This is a genomic window from Embleya sp. NPDC020886 (assembly GCF_044333915.1).
Taxonomy (GTDB): Bacteria; Actinomycetota; Actinomycetes; order Streptomycetales; family Streptomycetaceae; genus Embleya.
In genome coordinates, this window is sequence record NZ_JBIRRX010000012.1 from 198676 (window position 1) to 215869 (window position 17194).

Consider the following 17194-nt stretch of genomic DNA (forward strand, 5'->3'; position numbering starts at 1 on the left):
CACGGAAAGCAATCGAGTAGCTACACTGTGCAACCTTCACGCGTAAGCGTGTTTTTGTTGTCACGCGTTCGAGGAGTCGGCCGGTGCGTACACCGATACCGACCGGCGCCGGCCCGACTCAGCCGAACAACTTTTCCAGGACCTGGGCGACGCCGTCCTCCTGATTGCTGCCGGTGTGCCGAGCCACCGCGGCCAGCACGTCGGGGTGCGCGTTGGCCACCGCGTACGCCTGTCCGGCCCAGGCCAACAGCGGCAGATCGTTGGGCATGTCGCCGAACGCCACCACGTCCTCGGTACGGATCCCGCGCTGCGCGCAGAACCAGGCCAGGGTACTGGCCTTGCTGATGCCCAAGGCGCTGATCTCCACCAGGGCGATCGCCGAGGAGTGGGTGAATTCCGCGTACGCGCCCGCCCGTTCGCGGGCCAGCGCGAGGAACACGTCCGGGTCCAGGCTGTGGTGCCGGGCGAGCAGCTTGAGCACCGGCCCGGTCAACAGTTCCTCGACCGGGCCGACCGCGTGCACGATCGACACGTCGCGCTCCACCGCGGGGTAGTCCGGCTCGTGCATGAACCCGGTCTCGGTCTCCACCGCGAAGCACACGTCCGGCACCGCCTCGCGAAGCAGCTCGGTGACCTTGCGGGCGGCGGTCACGTCCATCGTGTGGGTGCCCACGATCCGCTCGGCGCGCAGGTCGTACACGACCGCGCCGTTGCCGCAGATGGCCAGGCCGTGATGGCCGGTGACCTCGGCGACGCGGTTCATCCAGCGCGGTGGACGGCCGGTCACGAAGACCACCTCGGCGCCGGCGGACTCGACCAGTTCCAGCGCGGCGAGGGTGCGTTCGGAGATGGACCCGTCGTCGCGCACGATGGTGCCGTCGAGGTCGGTGGCCACTAGGCGTGGGCGATTCGTGATCGTCACGGGTACATCCTCGCTCAGAAACGATTCGTCGGGTCCACGGGGCCGGGCGCGGTGTCCGGGCGCCCGGCGCGCGGGACCGGATCGCTCAGTCGAGTTGGCGCAGTCCCTCGGTGGCGATGCGTTCGAAGACGACCGGGTCGGCCGCGAAGACGGAGTCCGGCACCGGCCAGTGCAGCACCAGTTCGGTGATACCCAGCTCGCGGTAGCGGCCCGCGTAGTCGACGAACGCGTCCAGCGAGTCCAGCGGTCGCTCCAGGGTCGAGCCCTGCAGCAGCACCTTCGCCAACTCGTCGGGCTTGCGGCCCTCGGCCGCGCAGACGTCGGAGAGGCGGGCGAGCTGTTCGGCGATCACGGCCGGGCAGTCCTGGGCCGGGACGTCCTTGGGGCCGCGGGGGTCGCCGTAGGTGATCCAGCCCTCGCCGTGCCGTGCGGTCAGGCGCATGCCTCGGGGACCGGTCGCCGCGATGTACATCGGCACCCGGGGCTGTTGCCGGCCGGCCGGGATCATCCGCACGTCGTGCGCGGTGTAGTAGGTGCCCTCCTGGGTCACCGCCGGTTCGCTGAGCAGGCGATCCATCAGCGGGACGAACTCGGCGAGCCGGTCGGCCCGCTCGCGGGGGGACCACGACCGTTGGCCCAGCGCGGTGGCGTCGAAGCCGGTGCCGCCGGCGCCGATGCCCGCGATCAACCGGCCGTCGCTGATGTCGTCGATGGCGGCGAGGTCCTTCGCCAGGGTGACCGGGTGGCGGAAGTTGGGCGAGGTGACCATGGTGCCCAGCCGCAGCCGCTCGGTGGCCGTCGCGGCCGCGGTGAGGGTGGGTATCGCCCCGAACCACGGAAGCTCGCGGAAGCTGCGCCAGGACAGGTGGTCATAGGTGTAGGCGGCGTGAAACCCGAGGTCTTCGGCGCGACGCCACACCTTTCGGCCCTCGGTCCAGCGGTGGATCGGGAGGATCACAGTGCTCAAACGCATCGCTCGACCATACGTGCCCGCGGCGCCGACCCCGCGACGGGCCGGCGCCGCGGTTCGGTCAGCGCACGTACGCCCCCGCCCGGGCCGCGGCGGCGGCGGCCGTCGCGGCGAGTTCCGCACTCGCCTCGTCCAATGGGTCGCCGCTCGCCAGCAGTCGGTAGTACAGCGGCGCCGACACGGCCCGGATCACCTCGTGCGGGTCCGTTCCGGCCGGCGCCTCGCCGCGGGTGATCGCGGCCTCCACACACGGCGCCCACTCCTTGATCCGGGTGGCGTAGAACGCGTGCAGCGCGTCCGAGGTGCGGGCGTCGCAGGTCGCCGCGGCGATCACCGCCTTGAACAGCGCGCCCTGCCGCTCGTCGGTGAGGGTGCGGCGCACCAGGTGCGCGTTGGCCCGCAGATCGCCGAGCAGTGAGCCGGTCTCGGTGCGCGCGACCGAGCTCTCGGCCATGTCCACGAGCAGGTCGGCGACGAGCGCGGTGGTGCTGCCCCAGCGTCGGTAGACGGTGGTCTTGCCGACCTCGGCCCGCTGCGCGACGTCGGCCAGGTCCAGGCCGGCGAAGCCGCGCTCGGCGAGGGCGTCCCCGGCCGCGCGCAGCACCGCCTCGCGGACCCGGGCGGTGCGCCCGCCGGGGCGGACCGTGCCGGGGTCGGCCGGCCCCTCTCCCGGCGCCGGGGGATGGCCTGCGGAGCCGGGAGGGGGATCGCCGGCGAGACCGTCCGAGGTCATAACGGGACTCCTGTTCCATTAAGTCGTTCCAGCGTGCTACCTTCGGAGCATCTTAACGGGAAAGTAGACCCGTTAGAGCATCTCGGGAGATTCACATGTCCACGCTCGAGCACACCGACAGGCCGGTCGCGGCCCCACCCACCGCCGTACCCGACACCGAGCGCAGCTCGATGACCGGCCGGCAGAAGCTGATCCTCACCCTCCTTCTCGGCGCCCAGTTCATGATCGCGGTGGACTTCTCGATCCTGAACGTCGCCCTGCCCGTGGTCGGCGAGGGCCTCGGCTTCTCGCTGAACAACCTGCAATGGGTGGCCACCGCGTTCGCGCTGACCGCCGCCGGCTTCACCCTGCTGTTCGGCCGGGTCGCGGACCTGTTCGGCCGCAAGCGACTGTTCCTGGGCGGGATGGCGCTGCTCGGCGCCTCCTCCGCGCTCGGCGGCTTCGCCACGTCGCCCGAGATGTTGCTGACCGCCCGGGTGCTCCAGGGACTGGCCACCGCGGCGGTGACTCCGGCGGGTCTGTCGTTGTTGACCACCGCCTTCCGGGAAGGGCCGCTGCGGGACCGGGCGCTGGGCCTGAACGGCGCGCTGATGTCGGCCGGATTCACCGCGGGCGCGGTGCTGGGCGGCCTGCTCACCGACATGTTGTCCTGGCGCTGGGCCTTCTTCGTCAACGTGCCGGTGGCCGCGTTGGTGTTGATCCTCGCGCCGTCGGTGATCACCGACGCCCGGCCGACCCACCGGCCCAGGCTCGACGTGCCCGGTGCGATCGCGGTCACCGGCGGCCTGCTGGCCCTGGTCTTCGGGTTGACCCAGGCGGGCGCCGAGGGCTGGGGCGAGGCCGGCACGCTCGGCTCGCTGGTCGCCGGCGTCGTGCTCCTGGTCGCCTTCTGGTTCATCGAGCGCCGCGCCGCCTCGCCGCTGGTCCCCGTCGGCATCATGAAGCGCCGCTCGGTGTTGTGGGGCAACCTCACCGGTCTGATCGCGTTCGTGACCGAGACCTCGCTGGTCTTCCTGCTCACGCTCTACCTCCAGGAGGTCCTGGACTACTCGCCGCTGGCCACCGGGCTCGCCTTCGGCGTGCTGGGCATCGGCACGGTCCTCGGCGGCACCCTCGGCGGCCGGGTGGTGGGCCGGTTCGGCACCCGCACCACGATCGTCGCCGGCGGCGTGGTCCAGGCCCTGGCCACCGTGTCGCTGGTCGCCCTGGGCAGCTCGGGCGGCTGGATCTGGCTGCTGCTCGCGGCGACCTTCGTCGGCGGTGTGGGCAACATGCTGATGATCGTCGGCTTCATGATCACCGCGACCTCCGGCCTGCCGGACGACGAACAGGGCCTGGCCACCGGTCTGGCCACGATGACCCAGCAGGTGGGCATCACGATGGGCATCCCGATCATGAGCGCGATCGCCACCGCGCGGATGAACTCGCTCGGCAGCACCGGACCCGACGCGGTCCTGTCCGGGGTCGGCGTGGCGATCCTGGCCGACTCGGCCCTGGTCCTGCTCGGCGCGCTGCTGGCGGGCCTGTTCCTGGCCCCGCGTCGGACCGGGCGCTCGGCCACCTGAGCGATGGCCGGGCGAGTCTCGACCCAGTGCCGCCGAGCAGACCGAGGAGATCCGTCATGACCGCGACCCACGCCGCCTTCGACACCCTGCCGCCGGCGATCCCCGTGCCCGGTGCCGACCACGACGTCCCGGTCCGGATCTTCGCCGGCGGCCCCGGCACGGCCGGCCTCCTGGTCTGGGCGCACGGCGGGAGTTGGCACTCGGGGGGCACCGAGGACTGGGCGCCCGCGCTGGCCCACCTGGCCCGGGTCGCCTCGACCACGGTGGTCGGCGTCGACTACCGGCTGGCCCCCGAACACCCGCACCCCGCCGCCCTGCTCGACCTGCTCACCGTGCTGGACTGGGCCGGTGACCGGGTCGGCGCCGAGCCGCTCTCGGTCGGCGGGGACAGCGCGGGCGCCACGATCGCCGCCTGCGCCGCACTGGTCCGGCGCGACCGGGGTCGGCCGCTCACCGGGCAACTGCTCGCCTACCCGCCGATCGACCCGGACCGCCGCGCCGAGTCCTACCGCAGCCGACCCACCGCCTTCCCGTCCCGGGCCGCGCTCGGCTCGGCCTGGCGGGCGTACCGGGGACAGGCGTCGGTCCACCCGGCCGCCGTCGGCGCGCGAGCGCTGTACAGCACCCCGCGCGAGGCCGCCGACCTCGCCGGGGTCGCCCCCGCGATCCTCGCGGCCGGCGCGTTGGACCCGGTCGTGGACGACGTGCGCGACCACGCCCGACGACTGCGCGCCGCCGGTGTCCCGGTCGAACTGCACGAACCCGCCGGCACCGGCCACGGCGCCTTCCTGACCGACCCGAGCTTTCGACACCGCCTGGGCACCGCGTACGCGGCGACCCACCACGCGGCCCGACCCACCCGGAGGAATCGATGAACAACGGCGCTCTGCTTCGGCACTTCGCGGACCTGCGCGACGGCACCCACGGCGACGCGGTCTCGCGTGCGGACAAGGAGGCGCTGTTCCGCGCGGCCGTCGCGCTGCTCGACCCGCACGCCCGCCGGGCCCTGGCGGACCTGGACCACGATCTGCTGCTGGGCACCGGCGAGTGCACCGCCACCGGCGTGCGACCCGCGCGGGACGGCGGCCTGGAGGCGGTCTGGGAGCTGTCCTGGCCGCGACAACGCGCGGCCGGCCTCGGGCCGATCCTCCTGCGGGCGTACTACGGCGCCGGTTTCCACCACCCGCACCTGCGCGGCGGCACGGTCGGCGACTGGCCGCTGAACGTGTTCACTCCCGAGGACGCCGCCGAGGAACTGCCCACGCTGCGCGCGATCGCCGCCGCGGACCTGCACAACCTGGTCTTCCGGCGGGACTTCCGGATCGTCCCGGCGACGACGGGCCGCTGAGCGATCCCCGGTGCATGCATTGTGCAGCTACTTGTAGGATGACTGGGCAACCCCACGAATTCGGGAGAGTCCATGTCGCTCCAGGCAGCCGGTAGACGTTCCCTCGTCGACGATGCGATCGATCAGCTCCGCGCCCAACTGACCGCCGGCACCTGGCCGGTCGGCGCGCGCATTCCCAGCGAGAGCGTGATCGCCGAACGGCTGCGGGTCGGTCGGAACACCGTGCGCGAGGCCATCCGCGTGCTCGTGCACGCCGGGATGCTGGAGTCGCGCCAGGGCGACGGGACCTACGTACGCTCCACCACCGACCCTGGCGACCTGGTCCGCCGGATCGAGCACGCCGACCTGCGGGACATCTTCGAGATGCGCCGTGCGCTGGACGTGGAGGCCGCCCGGCTCGCCGCCCAGCGCCGCACCGCCGAGGACCTGGACCGGATCCGCCGCGCACTGATCCGTCGCGGCGCGGCGGACGGCAGCGCGGACAGCCCGGAGCCGCACGACTTCGACCGGGGCGAGCCGGCCGAGGGCGAGCTGGACGACCTGGTCGAACAGGACGTGGCCTTCCACACCGCGATCGCGATCGCGTCGCACAACTCGGCGATGGTCGCCACCTACCGCTGGTTCAGCGACTCGTTGTGGCGCGCCATCCGCACGGTGGTCGGCGACGGCACCCTCCCGGACGCGTCGCACGGCCTGCACGTGGCGCTGGCCGAGGCGATCGAGGCGGCCGATCCGGACGCGGCCGAGTCGGCCGTGCGCCGCATCCTCGAACCCGCCGTGCTCGCCCTCGACGCACTGCTGCACGACCCGACGAAGCACCACCGCAGGGAGCACGACGCATGAGCACGACCGAGCTGCGCATACCCCCGACCGGCAAGGCCGCCGGCGGCACCGCCAGGGCGACCGGTGGCGCGTTGTTGCTCGCCGGCATCGTGCTGATCGCGCTCAACATGCGGGCCGGGCTCTCCAGCGTGTCCCCGCTGGTGGGCGAACTGCGCGAGGTGTTCCATCTGTCCGCGACCACGGGCAGCCTGATCACCGCGATACCGGTGCTGTTCCTGGGCCTGATCTCGCCGCTCGCGCCGATCGCGGCCCGCCGGTACGGCACCGAACTCGTGCTGCTCGGTGCGCTGGTCGTGGTCGGCCTCGGCATCCTGCTGCGGGTGGTTCCGGACCTGACCGCGCTGTTCGCGGGCGGCGCGCTGGTCGGTTCCGGGATCGCGGTGCTCAACGTGCTGATGCCGGGCGTGGTCAAGCGCGAGTTCCCGCACCGGGCGGCGGCGATGATCGGCGTGTACAGCGCCGCCATGGTGTTCGGCGCCGCCGTGTCGGCGGGTGCGACCGTGCCGCTGGAGAACACCATCGGACACGGCTGGCAGCCGGCGCTCGGCGTCTGGGCGCTCCTGGCCTTCGTGGCGGTGGCCGTCTGGCTGCCGCACGTGCGCCGCCGGCGCGGGAGTGTCCCGGCCGCGATGCCGCACGTGCCGGGCCTGTGGAAGTCGTCGTTGGCCTGGCTGGTGACCGGCTTCATGGGCCTGCAGTCGTTGCTGTTCTACGTACTGCTCGCCTGGATGCCGACCATCCTCACCGACAACGGGATGAGCAAGGGCACCGCGGCGACGATCTTCGCGTTCAGCACGTTCGTGCAGATCCCGGCCTCGTTCGCCGGGTCGATCCTGGCCGGTCGGATGCGCAACCAGAGCCCGCTGGTGTTCGGCTCGGTCGGCCTGATCGTGGTCGGCTATGTGGGGCTGATGGTCGCGCCCACCGGCGGGGCGTGGGCGTGGGCGGCCATCCTGGGCTTGGGCCAGGGCGCCGCGGTGTCGCTCGCGCTGACCCTGATCGTGCTGCGCTCGCCGGATCCGAACACGGCCGCGCAATTGTCCGGGATGGCGCAGGCGGTCGGCTACGTGCTCGCCGCGTTCGGGCCGTTGGCCGCCGGGGCGCTGCACCAGGCCACGGGCGGGTGGACGGTGCCGATCGTGCTGATGCTGGTGTTGTCCGGGTGCGCGCTGGTCTGCGGGGTGGGCGCCTCGCGGCCGATCCACGTGCGCGTGGCGCGGGAGGTTTCGGTGCCCGCCGGGCCACCCGTCGGCTGACTCAGGCCGGGAACAGCCGCTCCAGGACCACCGCGACGCCGTCGTCCATGTTGGACAGGGTCACCTCGTCCGCGACGGTGAGCAGTTCGGCGTGGGCGTTGGCCATGGCCACGCCGTGGGCGGCCCACTTGAACATGGTGACGTCGTTGGGCATGTCGCCGAACGCGATGGTGTCGGCGGCCTTGACGCCCAGCCTGCGCGCGGCCAGGGACAGGCCGACCGCCTTGCTCAGGCCCAGCGGCAACAACTCGACGATGTTCGTGCCGGCATGCGTGACGTCCACCAGACCGGCGCAGATCTTGCGGGCGCACGCGGTCAGCCGGTCGTCGTCGTAGTCGTCGTGGTGCAGGTAGAGCTTGAGGATCGGCTCCGACCACAGCTCGTCGCGGTCACGGAGCACGTGCACCGGCAACACCGGGTTGTACGGATAACCGCGCTCCACCGCGACCTCGCCGGTCAACCCGTCCCGGCTGACCGCGAACCGTACGTCGCCCAGTTCCTCGGTCAACCGCTCGGTGGCCAGCCTGGCCAGTGCCCGGTCCAGCGTGACCGACGTGAGCAGCCGCTGCTCGCCCGCGTGGTAGACCTGCGCGCCCTGCCCGCACACCGCGAGCCCCCGGTAGCCCAACGCCTCGAACACCGGACGCGTCCAGGACACCGCGCGCCCGGTCACTATCACGTGCTTCGCACCGGCCGCGGTGACCCGGGCCAGCGCCGCACGGTTGCGCGCCGAGACGGTGTGGTCCTCGCGCAGGAGCGTGCCGTCCAGGTCGGTGGCGACCAGGGAGAAGGTCACGCCTGCACCGGTTCCAGCACCTCACGGCCGCCGAGGAACGGACGCAGCGCCGCCGGCACGACCACCGAGCCGTCCGGCTGCTGGTGGTTCTCCAGGATCGCCACGATCGTGCGCGGCACCGCGCACAGCGTGCCGTTGAGCGTGGCCAGCGGGCGGGTGCCCTGCTCGTCGCGCATCCGCACCTGAAGCCGGCGGGCCTGGAACTCGGTGCAGTTCGAGGTCGAGGTGACCTCGCGGTACTTGCCCTGGGTCGGGATCCACGCCTCGATGTCGAACTTGCGCGCGGCCGAGGCGCCGAGGTCGCCGGACGCGACGTCGATCACCCGGTACGGCAGTTCGAGCCGGTTCAGGAACTCCTTCTCCCACGCCACCAGGCGCCGGTGCTCCGCCTCGGCCTCCTCCGGCGCGACGAAGCAGAACATCTCCACCTTGTCGAACTGGTGCACCCGGATGATGCCGCGCGTGTCCTTGCCGTAGGTGCCCGCCTCGCGGCGGAAGCACGGCGAGAAGCCCGCGTAGCGCAGCGGCAGTTCGGCGGCCGGGATGATCTCGTCCATGTGGTACGCCGCGAGCGGCACCTCGGCGGTGCCCACGAGGTAGTAGTCGTCGGCCTCCAGGTGGAACACGTTCTCCGCGGCCTGGCCGAGGAAGCCGGTGCCCTCCATCGCGTGCGGACGCACCAGGGCGGGCGTCAACATCGGCGTGAAGCCGGCCTCGGTCGCCTGCGCGATGGCCATGTTGACCAGCGCGAGTTCGAGCAGCGCGCCGACGCCGGTGAGGTAGTAGAAGCGCGAGCCGGACACCTTCGCGGCCCGCTCGACGTCGATCGCCTTGAGCATCCGACCCAGCTCGACGTGGTCGCGCGGCTCGAAGCCCTCGGCCGCGAAATCGCGCGGCGTGCCGATCTCCTCGAGCGTGACGAAGTCCTCTTCGCCACCGACCGGCGCGTCCGGGTCGATCAGGTTGGCCAGCGCCTTGAGCAGTCGGTCGGTCTCGGCCTTGGCCTCGGCCTGCTCCGCGTCCGCGGTCTTGACCTCGGCGGCCAGCGCCTGGGCCCGGGTCAGCAGCTCCTGCCGCTCGTCGCCCTTGGCCTTGGAGACCTGCTTGCCCATCGACTTCTGCTCGTTGCGCAGCGCGTCGAACCGGGAACCGGACGAGCGGCGGAGCTCGTCCGCGGCGAGCAGCGCGTCGACGATGGTCTCGTCCTCGCCGCGGGCGCGCTGCGAAGCGCGGACACGGTCGGGATCCTCACGGAGCAGTCGCAGGTCGATCACGGCCAAAGCCTACCGGGGCCCCGCCAACGGATTTCGCGAGTGCGACGAAGCCGACCACCCGCAAACACACGTGCCGGCCCGAATCCGGGCTAAGAATGAGAGATGAGCACTCCCACCTGGACCAGGAAGCGCCTCGACCCGGACCGGCGATTCGGCCTCAGGCTGACCCTGGTCGCCCTCGCGCTGCTGGTGGGCGCCGTGCCGTTCGGGCTGCTCGCGCTGCTGGTGGAGACCAAGTGGTCGCCGTTGCTCGACTTGGACAAGGACGTCGCGACCGGCCTCAACGACTGGGTCCGCGAACATCCCGACTGGCAACACGCGCTGCGGATCCTCAGCGACTGGGTCTGGGATCCGAACATGTACCGGCTGCTGGTCGCCGTCATGTGCGTCTGGCTCTGGTGGCGCGGCGCCCGCCGACTGGTGGTGTGGGCGGTGGCCACCATGGTGATCGGCGGCCTGCTCGGTGCGGGGCTCAAGCTCGTCTTCACCCGGGCCCGGCCGAATCTGCCCAACCCGGTCGACCACGCAGGCGGCTGGTCCTTCCCGTCCGGGCACGCGCTGATGGGTGTGGTCGGCCCGGGGGTGCTGCTGCTGGCGCTGTTGCCGCTGATACCTCGGGTGTATCGGCCGATCGCCTGGGTGGTCGCGATCGGCTCGGCGATCGGCGTCGGCTTCACCCGGGTCGCGCTCGGCGTGCACTACGTCACGGACGTGGTCGGTGGCTGGGTGCTCGGCCTGATCGTGCTCGCCGCGACCTCCGCGGTCTTCGAATGGTGGCGCCGCGACGCCGGTCTACGGGACGTGGACGCGACCGAGGAGGGCCTGGAACCGGAGATCGAGGGGCACGACCTCGATCCGGAGATTTCACACATTCGACCCGGAACCGACGGGCACTCCTCGGATCGGCGGAACTGAAGGAAGCACGGCCGGGTAAGAATGTCGGTCATGCTCACCGAAGCAGGACGGTTCCTGCGCCGTATCGTCCTGCCCCTCGCGATATTGACGTTCGTCATGGTCGGCCTCGGTCTGCTGATCACCAAGACCCTCGACGGCGTCTGGCCGTTCACCGTCGAGGACGACCTCGATCGCACCTTCGCCGAGCATCGTTCGGGCGGCTGGAACGACGTCACGCGGTTGTTCTCCACACTGGCCGACACCCGTGTGATCATCGCCACCACGCTGCTCGCGGTCGTGGTGGCCCGCATCGTCGGCCACTCCTGGCGCGGTCCGATGTTCCTGGCCTGTTCGGTGGCCGGGCAGGCGCTGGTGTTCTTCCTCGTCCAGCTCTTCGTCGCGCGCGATCGCCCGGACGTCCCCCGCCTGGACGCGGCGGCCGCGACGTCGAGCTTCCCGTCCGGGCACACCGGCGCGGCGTTCGCGCTGTACGGCGGGCTGGCGGTGCTGCTCACCGGTCGGCTGCGCGGGCGCTGGCCGGCGGTCCTGGTCTGGGTGTTGCTCGGCGCGATACCGCTCGCGGTGGCCGGTAGCCGGATGTACCGCGGCATGCACCACCCCAGCGACGTGCTGCTGTCGATGGTGTACGCGAGCGTCGTGCTGGTGGTGATGAACCGCGCCCTGCTGTCCCCGAAGTCGGTCTGGGGCTATCGCTCCCGGCGACGCGAGGCCCCGCAGGGGGCCGACGGCGGGCTGCCGCGGGCGGCGCTGGTGGTCAATCCGATCAAGCTCGACGTGGCCGAGTCGCGCACCCGGATCGACCGGATCATGCACGACGCCGGGTGGGCCGAACCGCTGTGGCTGGAGACGACGGTGCTCGATCCGGGCGCCGGGGTGACCGCGAAGGCGTTGGCCGAGGGGGTCGACCTGGTCATCGCGGCGGGCGGCGACGGCACGATCCGCGAGTGCGCCGGTGCGCTGGCCGGTACGGACACCCCGCTCGCGGTGATTCCGGCGGGCACCGGCAACCTGCTCGCGCGCAACCTGGGCCTGCCGATCGACATCGCCGACGCGTTGCACGTGGCGATGCACGGGCGGGATCGGCGGATCGACCTGGGCACGGTGGACCCGGACGACGAACTCGCGGTCACGGCGGGCACCGAGCCGCGCTGCTTCACCGCGATGGCCGGCATCGGGCTGGACGCGGCGATGGTCGCGGACGCGCCGGACGCGCTCAAGAAGAAGGTCGGCTGGCCCGCCTACGTGGTCTCCGGCGCCCGGCACCTGCGCGATCGGCGGATGCGGGTGACGCTGACCGTGGACGACGGTGAGCCGATCCGGCGACGGGCCCGGATGGTGCTGGTCGGCAACGTGGGCGCGCTCCAGGCCGGCATGCAGTTGTTGCCGGGAGCGGCGCCGGACGACGGGCTGTTGGACGTGGTGGTGTTCGCGCCTTACGGGATGACCGGTTGGGCACACGCCACGGTCCGCGTGATAGGCCGGCGCCGCTCCCAGGAGCCGGCCGTGGTGCCGGTCAAGCAGCAACGGCTGCGCCCGATCGAGCACTTCACCGGCCGACGGGTGCTGATCGAGACCGATCGGCCGGAGCCGCGCGAGCTGGACGGCGATGCGATCGGGCCCGGCACCCGGCTCGCGGTGCGGATCCGGCCCGGCTCGCTCACGGTGCGGGTGCCCTGAGGGGCGGCGCCGTACCGATTCAGATCCCGCCACCGCCGCGGGCGCGGGCCAGCCATTCGCTCGCGTTGGCGAACTCGGCGTCCGAGGTGCCCCGGCGCAGTTGCGGACGGACTTGGTCGGCGCGCGGGTAGGACCCGAGGAAGCGCACCGCCGCGCACACCCGCCGCAGCCCCATCAGCGCCTCGCCGACCCGGGCGTCGGCGACGTGGCCCTCGGCGTCCATCGAGAAGAAGTAGTGCCCGAGCCCGTCCCCGGTCGGCCGTGACTCGATCCGGGTCAGGTTGACCCCGCGGACGGCGAACTCCTGGAGGATCTCCAGGAGCGCGCCCGGGTGGTCGTCCACGATGTACGCGACCACGGTGGTGCGGTCGGCGCCGGTGGGCACGGTGGGCCGGTCCGGGCGCTCGACCAGGACGAACCGGGTGACCGCGCCCTCGACGTCGTGGATGTCGGTGATCAGCGGCACCAGGCCGTACGGCCCGGCGGCGAACTCGCCGGCCAGGGCCGCGTCGTAGCGACCCTCCTGGACCAGGCGGGCGGCGTCGGCGTTGGACGCGGACGAGTACCAGTGCGCGTCGGGCAGGTTGGCCGAGAGCCAGTTGCGCACCTGCGGCTGGGCGTGCGAGTGGCTGGAAAGGGTCTTGATGTCGGCCAGGGTCACCCCGGGACGGACCAGCAGTGCGAAGGCGATCGGCAGCAGGATCTCGGCGGTGATCACCAGCGGGGCGCCGGTGGCCAGTTCGTCCAGCGTGATGGACACGGCACCCTCGACCGAGTTCTCCAGCGCGACCACCGCACCGTCGGCGTCGCCGCGGCGGACCGCGTCCAGGGCGGCGGGCACCGACTCCATCGGGGTGACCTCGGCGTGCTCCGCGCCCGGCAGCATGCGCAGGGCGGCCTCGGTAAAGGTGCCCGCGGGGCCGAGGTAGGTCCAGCGGGGCGCGGCGGCGGGCGTGCGGGCGTCGGACATGTCGTCACTGTACTGAGCCGGCCGGCGTGCTCCGGTCGTGTTCCGTGGTGTGGACGGTCGCGGTGTGTGGTGCCGCCGCGAGGGTGCGGGTGAGCCTGTGGAAAACGCGGCGAGGCTGGTTGTCGGGGACTGCGGGCCCGGGCGCGTCGCCGGGCTGCTCCCGGTCGCCGGGCCGGTGATGGTGGGGGTGGCGCGACGGGGGCTTCGACCGGGTGGTGGTGGGGTTCGGGGTTCAGGCGACGGGGCGGTTGTCGGCGGGGCTGTTCGTCGTCAAACGCGTGCTGGGGCGGGTCGGCTTCGTGGGTCGGTGCGGGGTGGGGACGCGCACCGTCGGGGTCCCTGTCGGTGGCCGGGTGGGTGGCGGCGAACCGACGGTTGTTGCGAGGAGTGGTGCCGATCATGACGGCGAGGGGGTTGCACCCGGCTTGCGCTGGGTGTTCGGTCCGTCGCCGGTCGGGGCGTTGGACCGATTCCGATCGCGGGCGGCGCGAGCGGGGGCACGGGGACCGTGACGGGGCCGGTGAGGGTGGCGGGCGCCAGGGGAATCGACATGCCGTCACGGTGTGCGTGAATCGGCTCTGACCTGGGGTTTCACCGGTTGCGACGCGGCGAGAGGGGAGTCGCCGGGAGGCTGGGTCGGGGGTGCCGGTCCGGGCTTCGGGCCGGGGCGGGACGGTGGGTCGGTGACCCTGCCGGGGGCTTGCGTGGGCCGGCCGCTCGGCTGGGCGATGGCACCGCCGGCATGGGCGGTGGAGGTGATCGGGGCGCGGGGGCTGCTTCGGCGCGGGTGGTGGCGGTGGTCTGGACCATCGAGGCGGTCGCGCGGGGCGGGGGCCGGCGCGGACGGGGTCGGGTCAGGGGCCCACGGGCGGCTCGGGCACATAGCGGTAGGTCTGGCCGCGCACCGCCGAGCGCATGGTCGAGTCGCTCACGCCGTGCCGGCGGGCGAGCCGATAGACCGACACCCCGTCCCGCGCCAGGCGCCGACACTCGGCGACGACCTCGGGGGTGAGGCGACGTCGATCACCGGGTGTGGAGAGGGGGACGCGCCTGTGGATAACCCTGTGGAAATCGCTGTGGAGAACTTGGGCCGGGTTGTGGGTTTCCGAGGTGGGAGGGGTCGTGTGAGCAGTAGCTGTGGACAACTGGGTCGCCGACTCGAACCCGGCGGTGAGGCGGGACACGGCCATCGTGTTGATCTCCACAGCTTTGGTCAGGTCCCCGGTACGGGCGGCGAGATCGGTGATCGAGCCGATCGCGCGGGAGAGCAGGTCATCCATGTTTTCGCTGGTGGCGGGGATGTAGCGGCCGGTGCGACGGATGGTGGGGAGGACGTCGTGGGTGACCCAGCGTCGGAAGGGCTTGGCCGTTGCCTTGTTGCTTCGCAGGATCAGTGAGTAGAGACCGGCCTCGCTGATGAAGGTCATGTTCGGGTTGCCGCCCGGGTCGGAGGTTCCGTAAGGATTGCTTACGGAAGACCTCTGACCTGCGGTTTGGCCACCGCCATCCGTGAGTTGGTGTGCTCCAGCACTGCGCACACGTCGCGGGCACAGAACCACGGGTCGTCGTCGATCATGACGACGCGCACTTGGCTTTCCCCTCCGTGGGTTCCGTAGGTGAAGATCTCGACGATGTTCGGGTGGCTCACTTCGGCTCCTGGCTCATTTATTGTGAATTATTCTGATTAGTTCCATGTCCTTTTGGCGCGGAACCCGTCTGACCTGCGGTTTTCGGGCGAGCGGGATCGTGCTTGGTGCGCCGTCGGCTTTTGTTGCCGCACCCCCCGCGTCCCCCGAACGGCTCACTTCGTTCGCCCATACGTATGAACGAGTCGGCTTGCGATCCGGTTACGCGTTGGTTGGTGAATCTGTTCGCTCTTGGGGGATTCGCGGAAATCGGTGGTCGGGCGGTTGATTTCGATGGGTATCGTTTGGTTGCAGTAGGTAATCGAACGGTCGCTGGGAGGGGTCTTGGCTGGTGGGGGCAGTGTCGGTGGGGGCGGCTCGGCGCGGGTTCGGGTCGAGACGGGGGCGCTGCGGCAGGGGGCGGCGGCGGCTCGTGAGGTGGCCGGGGCGTTGCGGCAGGCCGCCGGCAAGCCGGGGGTGGCGGTCGTCGGGTGTTTCGGGTTCGCGGTTGCGGCGGCGGCCGGCGCGTTGACGGCGGCGTGGGCGGATCACCTGCGGGCGCTCGCGGATGGGTACGGCGGGCTGGGTGAGGTGCTGACGGCGAACGCCGACGCGCACGATCGCACCGATCAGGCGGCGGCGGGTGCGTTCGCGGAGGCGCGGCGCCGATGGTGACGCTGACGCAACTGCGCGACGCCGCTTTGGGCGGGCTCGATCGGGCGGTGGCCGAGTGGACCGAACTGGCGTCCGCGTTGGACGGGTTGGTCGGGCGGGCGACGACGGGTGTCGGTGGGCCGTTGCGGGCCTCGCGCTGGGAGGGCGCGGATGCGGATGCGGCGGAGCGGGGGGTGGCCGCGCGGGGTGAGCAGGTCATGGTGGCGGCGCAGGAGGCCCGCTGTGTGCTGACCGTCCTGGACACGGCGGCCGACCGACTCCGCGTCGCGCAGCAGGAGTTGTGGGCGGGGCTGGCGGAGGCCGCTGCTTCGGGGTTCACCGTGTTCGAGGACGGGCGGGTGGAGCCGGCCGATCCGACACGGCGTGCGGACGGGGCGATGAACTCGCGACGACACGAGTTGGAGCGGCGGTTGGCCACGTCGATTCGGGCCGCGACCGAGGTGGACGCGCAGTGTGCGCAGGCGCTGGGCCGGTTGCATCCGACCGGGACGGCCGACTGGGCGGATACGGCTGCGGACGGCGCGTGCGTGACGGCGTTGGCGGGCCTGGACCTCGCCACCATTCCGAAGGGTGATCCCGTCGCGGCGGCCAAGTGGTGGGCGGGGCTGAATCCGTCCGAGCGGGCGATGTATCTGGCCGGCTATCCGGCGGTGTTGGGGGCGATGGACGGGTTGCCGACGGAGGTTCGCGACCGGGCCAATCGGGTCGCGTTGGCCGAGACGAAGGTCGCGCTGGTTGCGGAATTGGCCGCCGCGCGGGCGAAGCGGGATGCGGCGGGGCGCACGGACGATGCGAAGTGGCGATTCCGCGTCACGGCGCTCAAGGAGCGCTTGGCGGCGATCGAGGGCCTGGAGGCGACACTTCGCTCCGGCGGCGACCTGTACTTGATGGGCTTCAGCGCCAAAGGCGACGGCCGCGCGATCGTCGCCATCGGCAACCCGGACACGGCGGCCCACACGGCGGTATACGTCCCGGGGACGGGGTCAGGGTTGGCCAACCTCGGCGATCACGTCCGGAGAATGCGGCGCTTGGTAATTGCGGGCCAGCGATATACGTCTCCAGGGGAAATCAGCGCTATTTCCTGGCTGGGATATGACGCACCCGACACGCTCGCCCACGCCCTGTCTTCTTCGGATGCCGAGTCGGCCGCTCCGAAGCTGAAGTCGTTCTTGCAGGGAGTCGGAATTGCGCAAGGCATTGATTCGCAGCGACACATCACAGTCATCGGTCATAGCTATGGTTCGGTTGTGATTGGAGAGTCTGCCAAATCTGAGGGGGGTATCTATGCCCGGGACATTATCGTTGCAGGGAGCCCCGGAATGCATGTGTCGAAGGCGGAAGATCTGAACCTTCCAGCCAATCATGTCTGGGTGGGTGCGGCAGACGGTGATTCTGTGCCGGCTCTCGGATCAGGGGCTCATTCTCCCGCAGTCAAGACAGAGAGAAGCTGGCGTCGCGTTACCCCGGATGACCTCTCCTTCGGCGCCAATCGCATGACCACCGAAGGCGCCCATGGACACAGCGAGTATTGGGAGGGTGAGCATCCTGAAAGTCTCGATAACCAGGCTGCTGTGGTTGCTGGACGATATGGCGAGACAAAGCTGCTTTGGGGAAGTCGACCTTGA

17 protein-coding genes are annotated in these 17194 nt (G+C 71.4%); 9 read left to right on the forward strand and 8 right to left on the reverse strand.

The features are described 5' to 3' along the window. Nucleotides 1-118: 118 nt before the first annotated feature. The 3 genes from ACH4U8_RS33950 to ACH4U8_RS33960 form a co-directional block, all read right to left on the reverse strand. A complete protein-coding gene (locus tag ACH4U8_RS33950) occupies nucleotides 119-922 on the reverse strand; it encodes an HAD-IIB family hydrolase (RefSeq protein WP_360311245.1) in 804 nt (267 codons plus the stop codon). An 85-nt stretch (nucleotides 923-1007) separates the two neighbouring features. Beyond that, on the reverse strand, nucleotides 1008-1895 hold the full coding sequence (locus ACH4U8_RS33955) for an LLM class flavin-dependent oxidoreductase (RefSeq protein ID WP_379987934.1): 888 nt from the start codon (nucleotides 1893-1895) through the stop codon (nucleotides 1008-1010). 58 nt (nucleotides 1896-1953) lie between these two features. Next, nucleotides 1954-2625: a TetR/AcrR family transcriptional regulator gene (locus tag ACH4U8_RS33960; RefSeq protein WP_395782298.1), complete on the reverse strand. Its 672-nt coding sequence runs from the start codon at nucleotides 2623-2625 to the stop codon at nucleotides 1954-1956. A 170-nt stretch (nucleotides 2626-2795) separates the two neighbouring features. On the opposite strand from ACH4U8_RS33960, the gene ACH4U8_RS33965 reads away from it, so the two are divergent. The 5 genes from ACH4U8_RS33965 to ACH4U8_RS33985 all read left to right on the forward strand — a co-directional run bounded on the left by ACH4U8_RS33965 (nucleotide 2796) and on the right by ACH4U8_RS33985 (nucleotide 7637). Next, nucleotides 2796-4190: an MFS transporter gene (locus ACH4U8_RS33965; protein WP_395782370.1), complete on the forward strand. Its 1395-nt coding sequence runs from the start codon at nucleotides 2796-2798 to the stop codon at nucleotides 4188-4190. A gap of 56 nt (nucleotides 4191-4246) precedes the next feature. After that, a complete protein-coding gene (locus ACH4U8_RS33970) occupies nucleotides 4247-5065 on the forward strand; it encodes an alpha/beta hydrolase fold domain-containing protein (protein ID WP_395782300.1) in 819 nt (272 codons plus the stop codon). Then, nucleotides 5062-5538 (forward strand): hypothetical protein, encoded by a 477-nt coding sequence (locus ACH4U8_RS33975; protein ID WP_395782302.1) that lies wholly within the window; start codon nucleotides 5062-5064, stop codon nucleotides 5536-5538. Before ACH4U8_RS33970 ends, ACH4U8_RS33975 begins: the two co-directional genes overlap by 4 nt. A 72-nt stretch (nucleotides 5539-5610) precedes the next feature. Then, on the forward strand, nucleotides 5611-6381 hold the full coding sequence (locus tag ACH4U8_RS33980) for a FadR/GntR family transcriptional regulator (protein WP_395782304.1): 771 nt from the start codon (nucleotides 5611-5613) through the stop codon (nucleotides 6379-6381). Next, on the forward strand, nucleotides 6378-7637 hold the full coding sequence (locus ACH4U8_RS33985) for a CynX/NimT family MFS transporter (protein WP_395782306.1): 1260 nt from the start codon (nucleotides 6378-6380) through the stop codon (nucleotides 7635-7637). The genes ACH4U8_RS33980 and ACH4U8_RS33985 overlap by 4 nt, the downstream gene beginning before the upstream one ends. A gap of 1 nt (nucleotide 7638) precedes the next feature. On the opposite strand, the gene ACH4U8_RS33990 is transcribed toward ACH4U8_RS33985, so the two are convergent. Beyond that, entirely contained in the window at nucleotides 7639-8433 is a 795-nt protein-coding gene (locus ACH4U8_RS33990; RefSeq protein WP_395782308.1) for an HAD family hydrolase, read from the reverse strand. Then, nucleotides 8430-9707: a serine--tRNA ligase gene (gene serS / locus ACH4U8_RS33995; protein ID WP_360311229.1), complete on the reverse strand. Its 1278-nt coding sequence runs from the start codon at nucleotides 9705-9707 to the stop codon at nucleotides 8430-8432. The genes ACH4U8_RS33990 and serS overlap by 4 nt, the downstream gene beginning before the upstream one ends. Nucleotides 9708-9809: 102 nt before the next feature. Here serS and ACH4U8_RS34000 point away from each other — a divergent pair, with 102 nt between their 5' ends. Both ACH4U8_RS34000 and ACH4U8_RS34005 read left to right on the forward strand, forming a co-directional pair. Continuing rightward, the gene (locus ACH4U8_RS34000) at nucleotides 9810-10622 is read left to right on the forward strand and encodes a phosphatase PAP2 family protein (RefSeq protein WP_360311227.1); all 813 of its coding nucleotides are present in this window, start codon (nucleotides 9810-9812) and stop codon (nucleotides 10620-10622) included. Nucleotides 10623-10652: 30 nt separating this feature from the next. Further along, nucleotides 10653-12299: a diacylglycerol kinase family protein gene (locus ACH4U8_RS34005; RefSeq protein WP_395782310.1), complete on the forward strand. Its 1647-nt coding sequence runs from the start codon at nucleotides 10653-10655 to the stop codon at nucleotides 12297-12299. A gap of 19 nt (nucleotides 12300-12318) precedes the next feature. On the opposite strand, the gene pheA is transcribed toward ACH4U8_RS34005, so the two are convergent. From pheA to ACH4U8_RS34020, 3 genes are all read right to left on the reverse strand, one after another. After that, entirely contained in the window at nucleotides 12319-13269 is a 951-nt protein-coding gene (gene pheA, locus ACH4U8_RS34010; RefSeq protein WP_395782312.1) for a prephenate dehydratase, read from the reverse strand. Nucleotides 13270-14123: 854 nt separating this feature from the next. Beyond that, nucleotides 14124-14807: a BRO family protein gene (locus ACH4U8_RS34015; protein WP_395782314.1), complete on the reverse strand. Its 684-nt coding sequence runs from the start codon at nucleotides 14805-14807 to the stop codon at nucleotides 14124-14126. Next, on the reverse strand, nucleotides 14738-14917 hold the full coding sequence (locus tag ACH4U8_RS34020) for a BRO family protein (RefSeq protein WP_395782315.1): 180 nt from the start codon (nucleotides 14915-14917) through the stop codon (nucleotides 14738-14740). Before ACH4U8_RS34020 ends, ACH4U8_RS34015 begins: the two co-directional genes overlap by 70 nt. 322 nt (nucleotides 14918-15239) lie before the next feature. On the opposite strand from ACH4U8_RS34020, the gene ACH4U8_RS34025 reads away from it, so the two are divergent. Together ACH4U8_RS34025 and ACH4U8_RS34030 are read left to right on the forward strand one after the other, a co-directional pair. Continuing rightward, entirely contained in the window at nucleotides 15240-15569 is a 330-nt protein-coding gene (locus ACH4U8_RS34025; RefSeq protein ID WP_395782316.1) for a hypothetical protein, read from the forward strand. Further along, a complete protein-coding gene (locus ACH4U8_RS34030; RefSeq protein WP_395782317.1) occupies nucleotides 15563-17194 on the forward strand; it encodes an alpha/beta hydrolase in 1632 nt (543 codons plus the stop codon). The genes ACH4U8_RS34025 and ACH4U8_RS34030 overlap by 7 nt, the downstream gene beginning before the upstream one ends.

Bases quoted from the DNA above. Each gene is read 5' to 3' on its own strand.
- ACH4U8_RS33960 (WP_395782298.1), bottom strand. From the start codon at position 2,625: ATGACCTCGGACGGTCTCGCCGGCGATCCCCCTCCCGGCTCCGCAGGC.
- ACH4U8_RS34005 (WP_395782310.1), top strand. From the start codon at position 10,653: ATGCTCACCGAAGCAGGACGGTTCCTGCGCCGTATCGTCCTGCCCCTC.
- ACH4U8_RS33985 (WP_395782306.1), top strand. From the start codon at position 6,378: ATGAGCACGACCGAGCTGCGCATACCCCCGACCGGCAAGGCCGCCGGC.
- ACH4U8_RS33970 (WP_395782300.1), top strand. From the start codon at position 4,247: ATGACCGCGACCCACGCCGCCTTCGACACCCTGCCGCCGGCGATCCCC.
- pheA (WP_395782312.1), bottom strand. From the start codon at position 13,269: ATGTCCGACGCCCGCACGCCCGCCGCCGCGCCCCGCTGGACCTACCTC.
- ACH4U8_RS33975 (WP_395782302.1), top strand. From the start codon at position 5,062: ATGAACAACGGCGCTCTGCTTCGGCACTTCGCGGACCTGCGCGACGGC.
- ACH4U8_RS33955 (WP_379987934.1), bottom strand. From the start codon at position 1,895: ATGCGTTTGAGCACTGTGATCCTCCCGATCCACCGCTGGACCGAGGGC.
- ACH4U8_RS34000 (WP_360311227.1), top strand. From the start codon at position 9,810: ATGAGCACTCCCACCTGGACCAGGAAGCGCCTCGACCCGGACCGGCGA.
- ACH4U8_RS34030 (WP_395782317.1), top strand. From the start codon at position 15,563: ATGGTGACGCTGACGCAACTGCGCGACGCCGCTTTGGGCGGGCTCGAT.
- ACH4U8_RS33980 (WP_395782304.1), top strand. From the start codon at position 5,611: ATGTCGCTCCAGGCAGCCGGTAGACGTTCCCTCGTCGACGATGCGATC.
- ACH4U8_RS33965 (WP_395782370.1), top strand. From the start codon at position 2,796: ATGACCGGCCGGCAGAAGCTGATCCTCACCCTCCTTCTCGGCGCCCAG.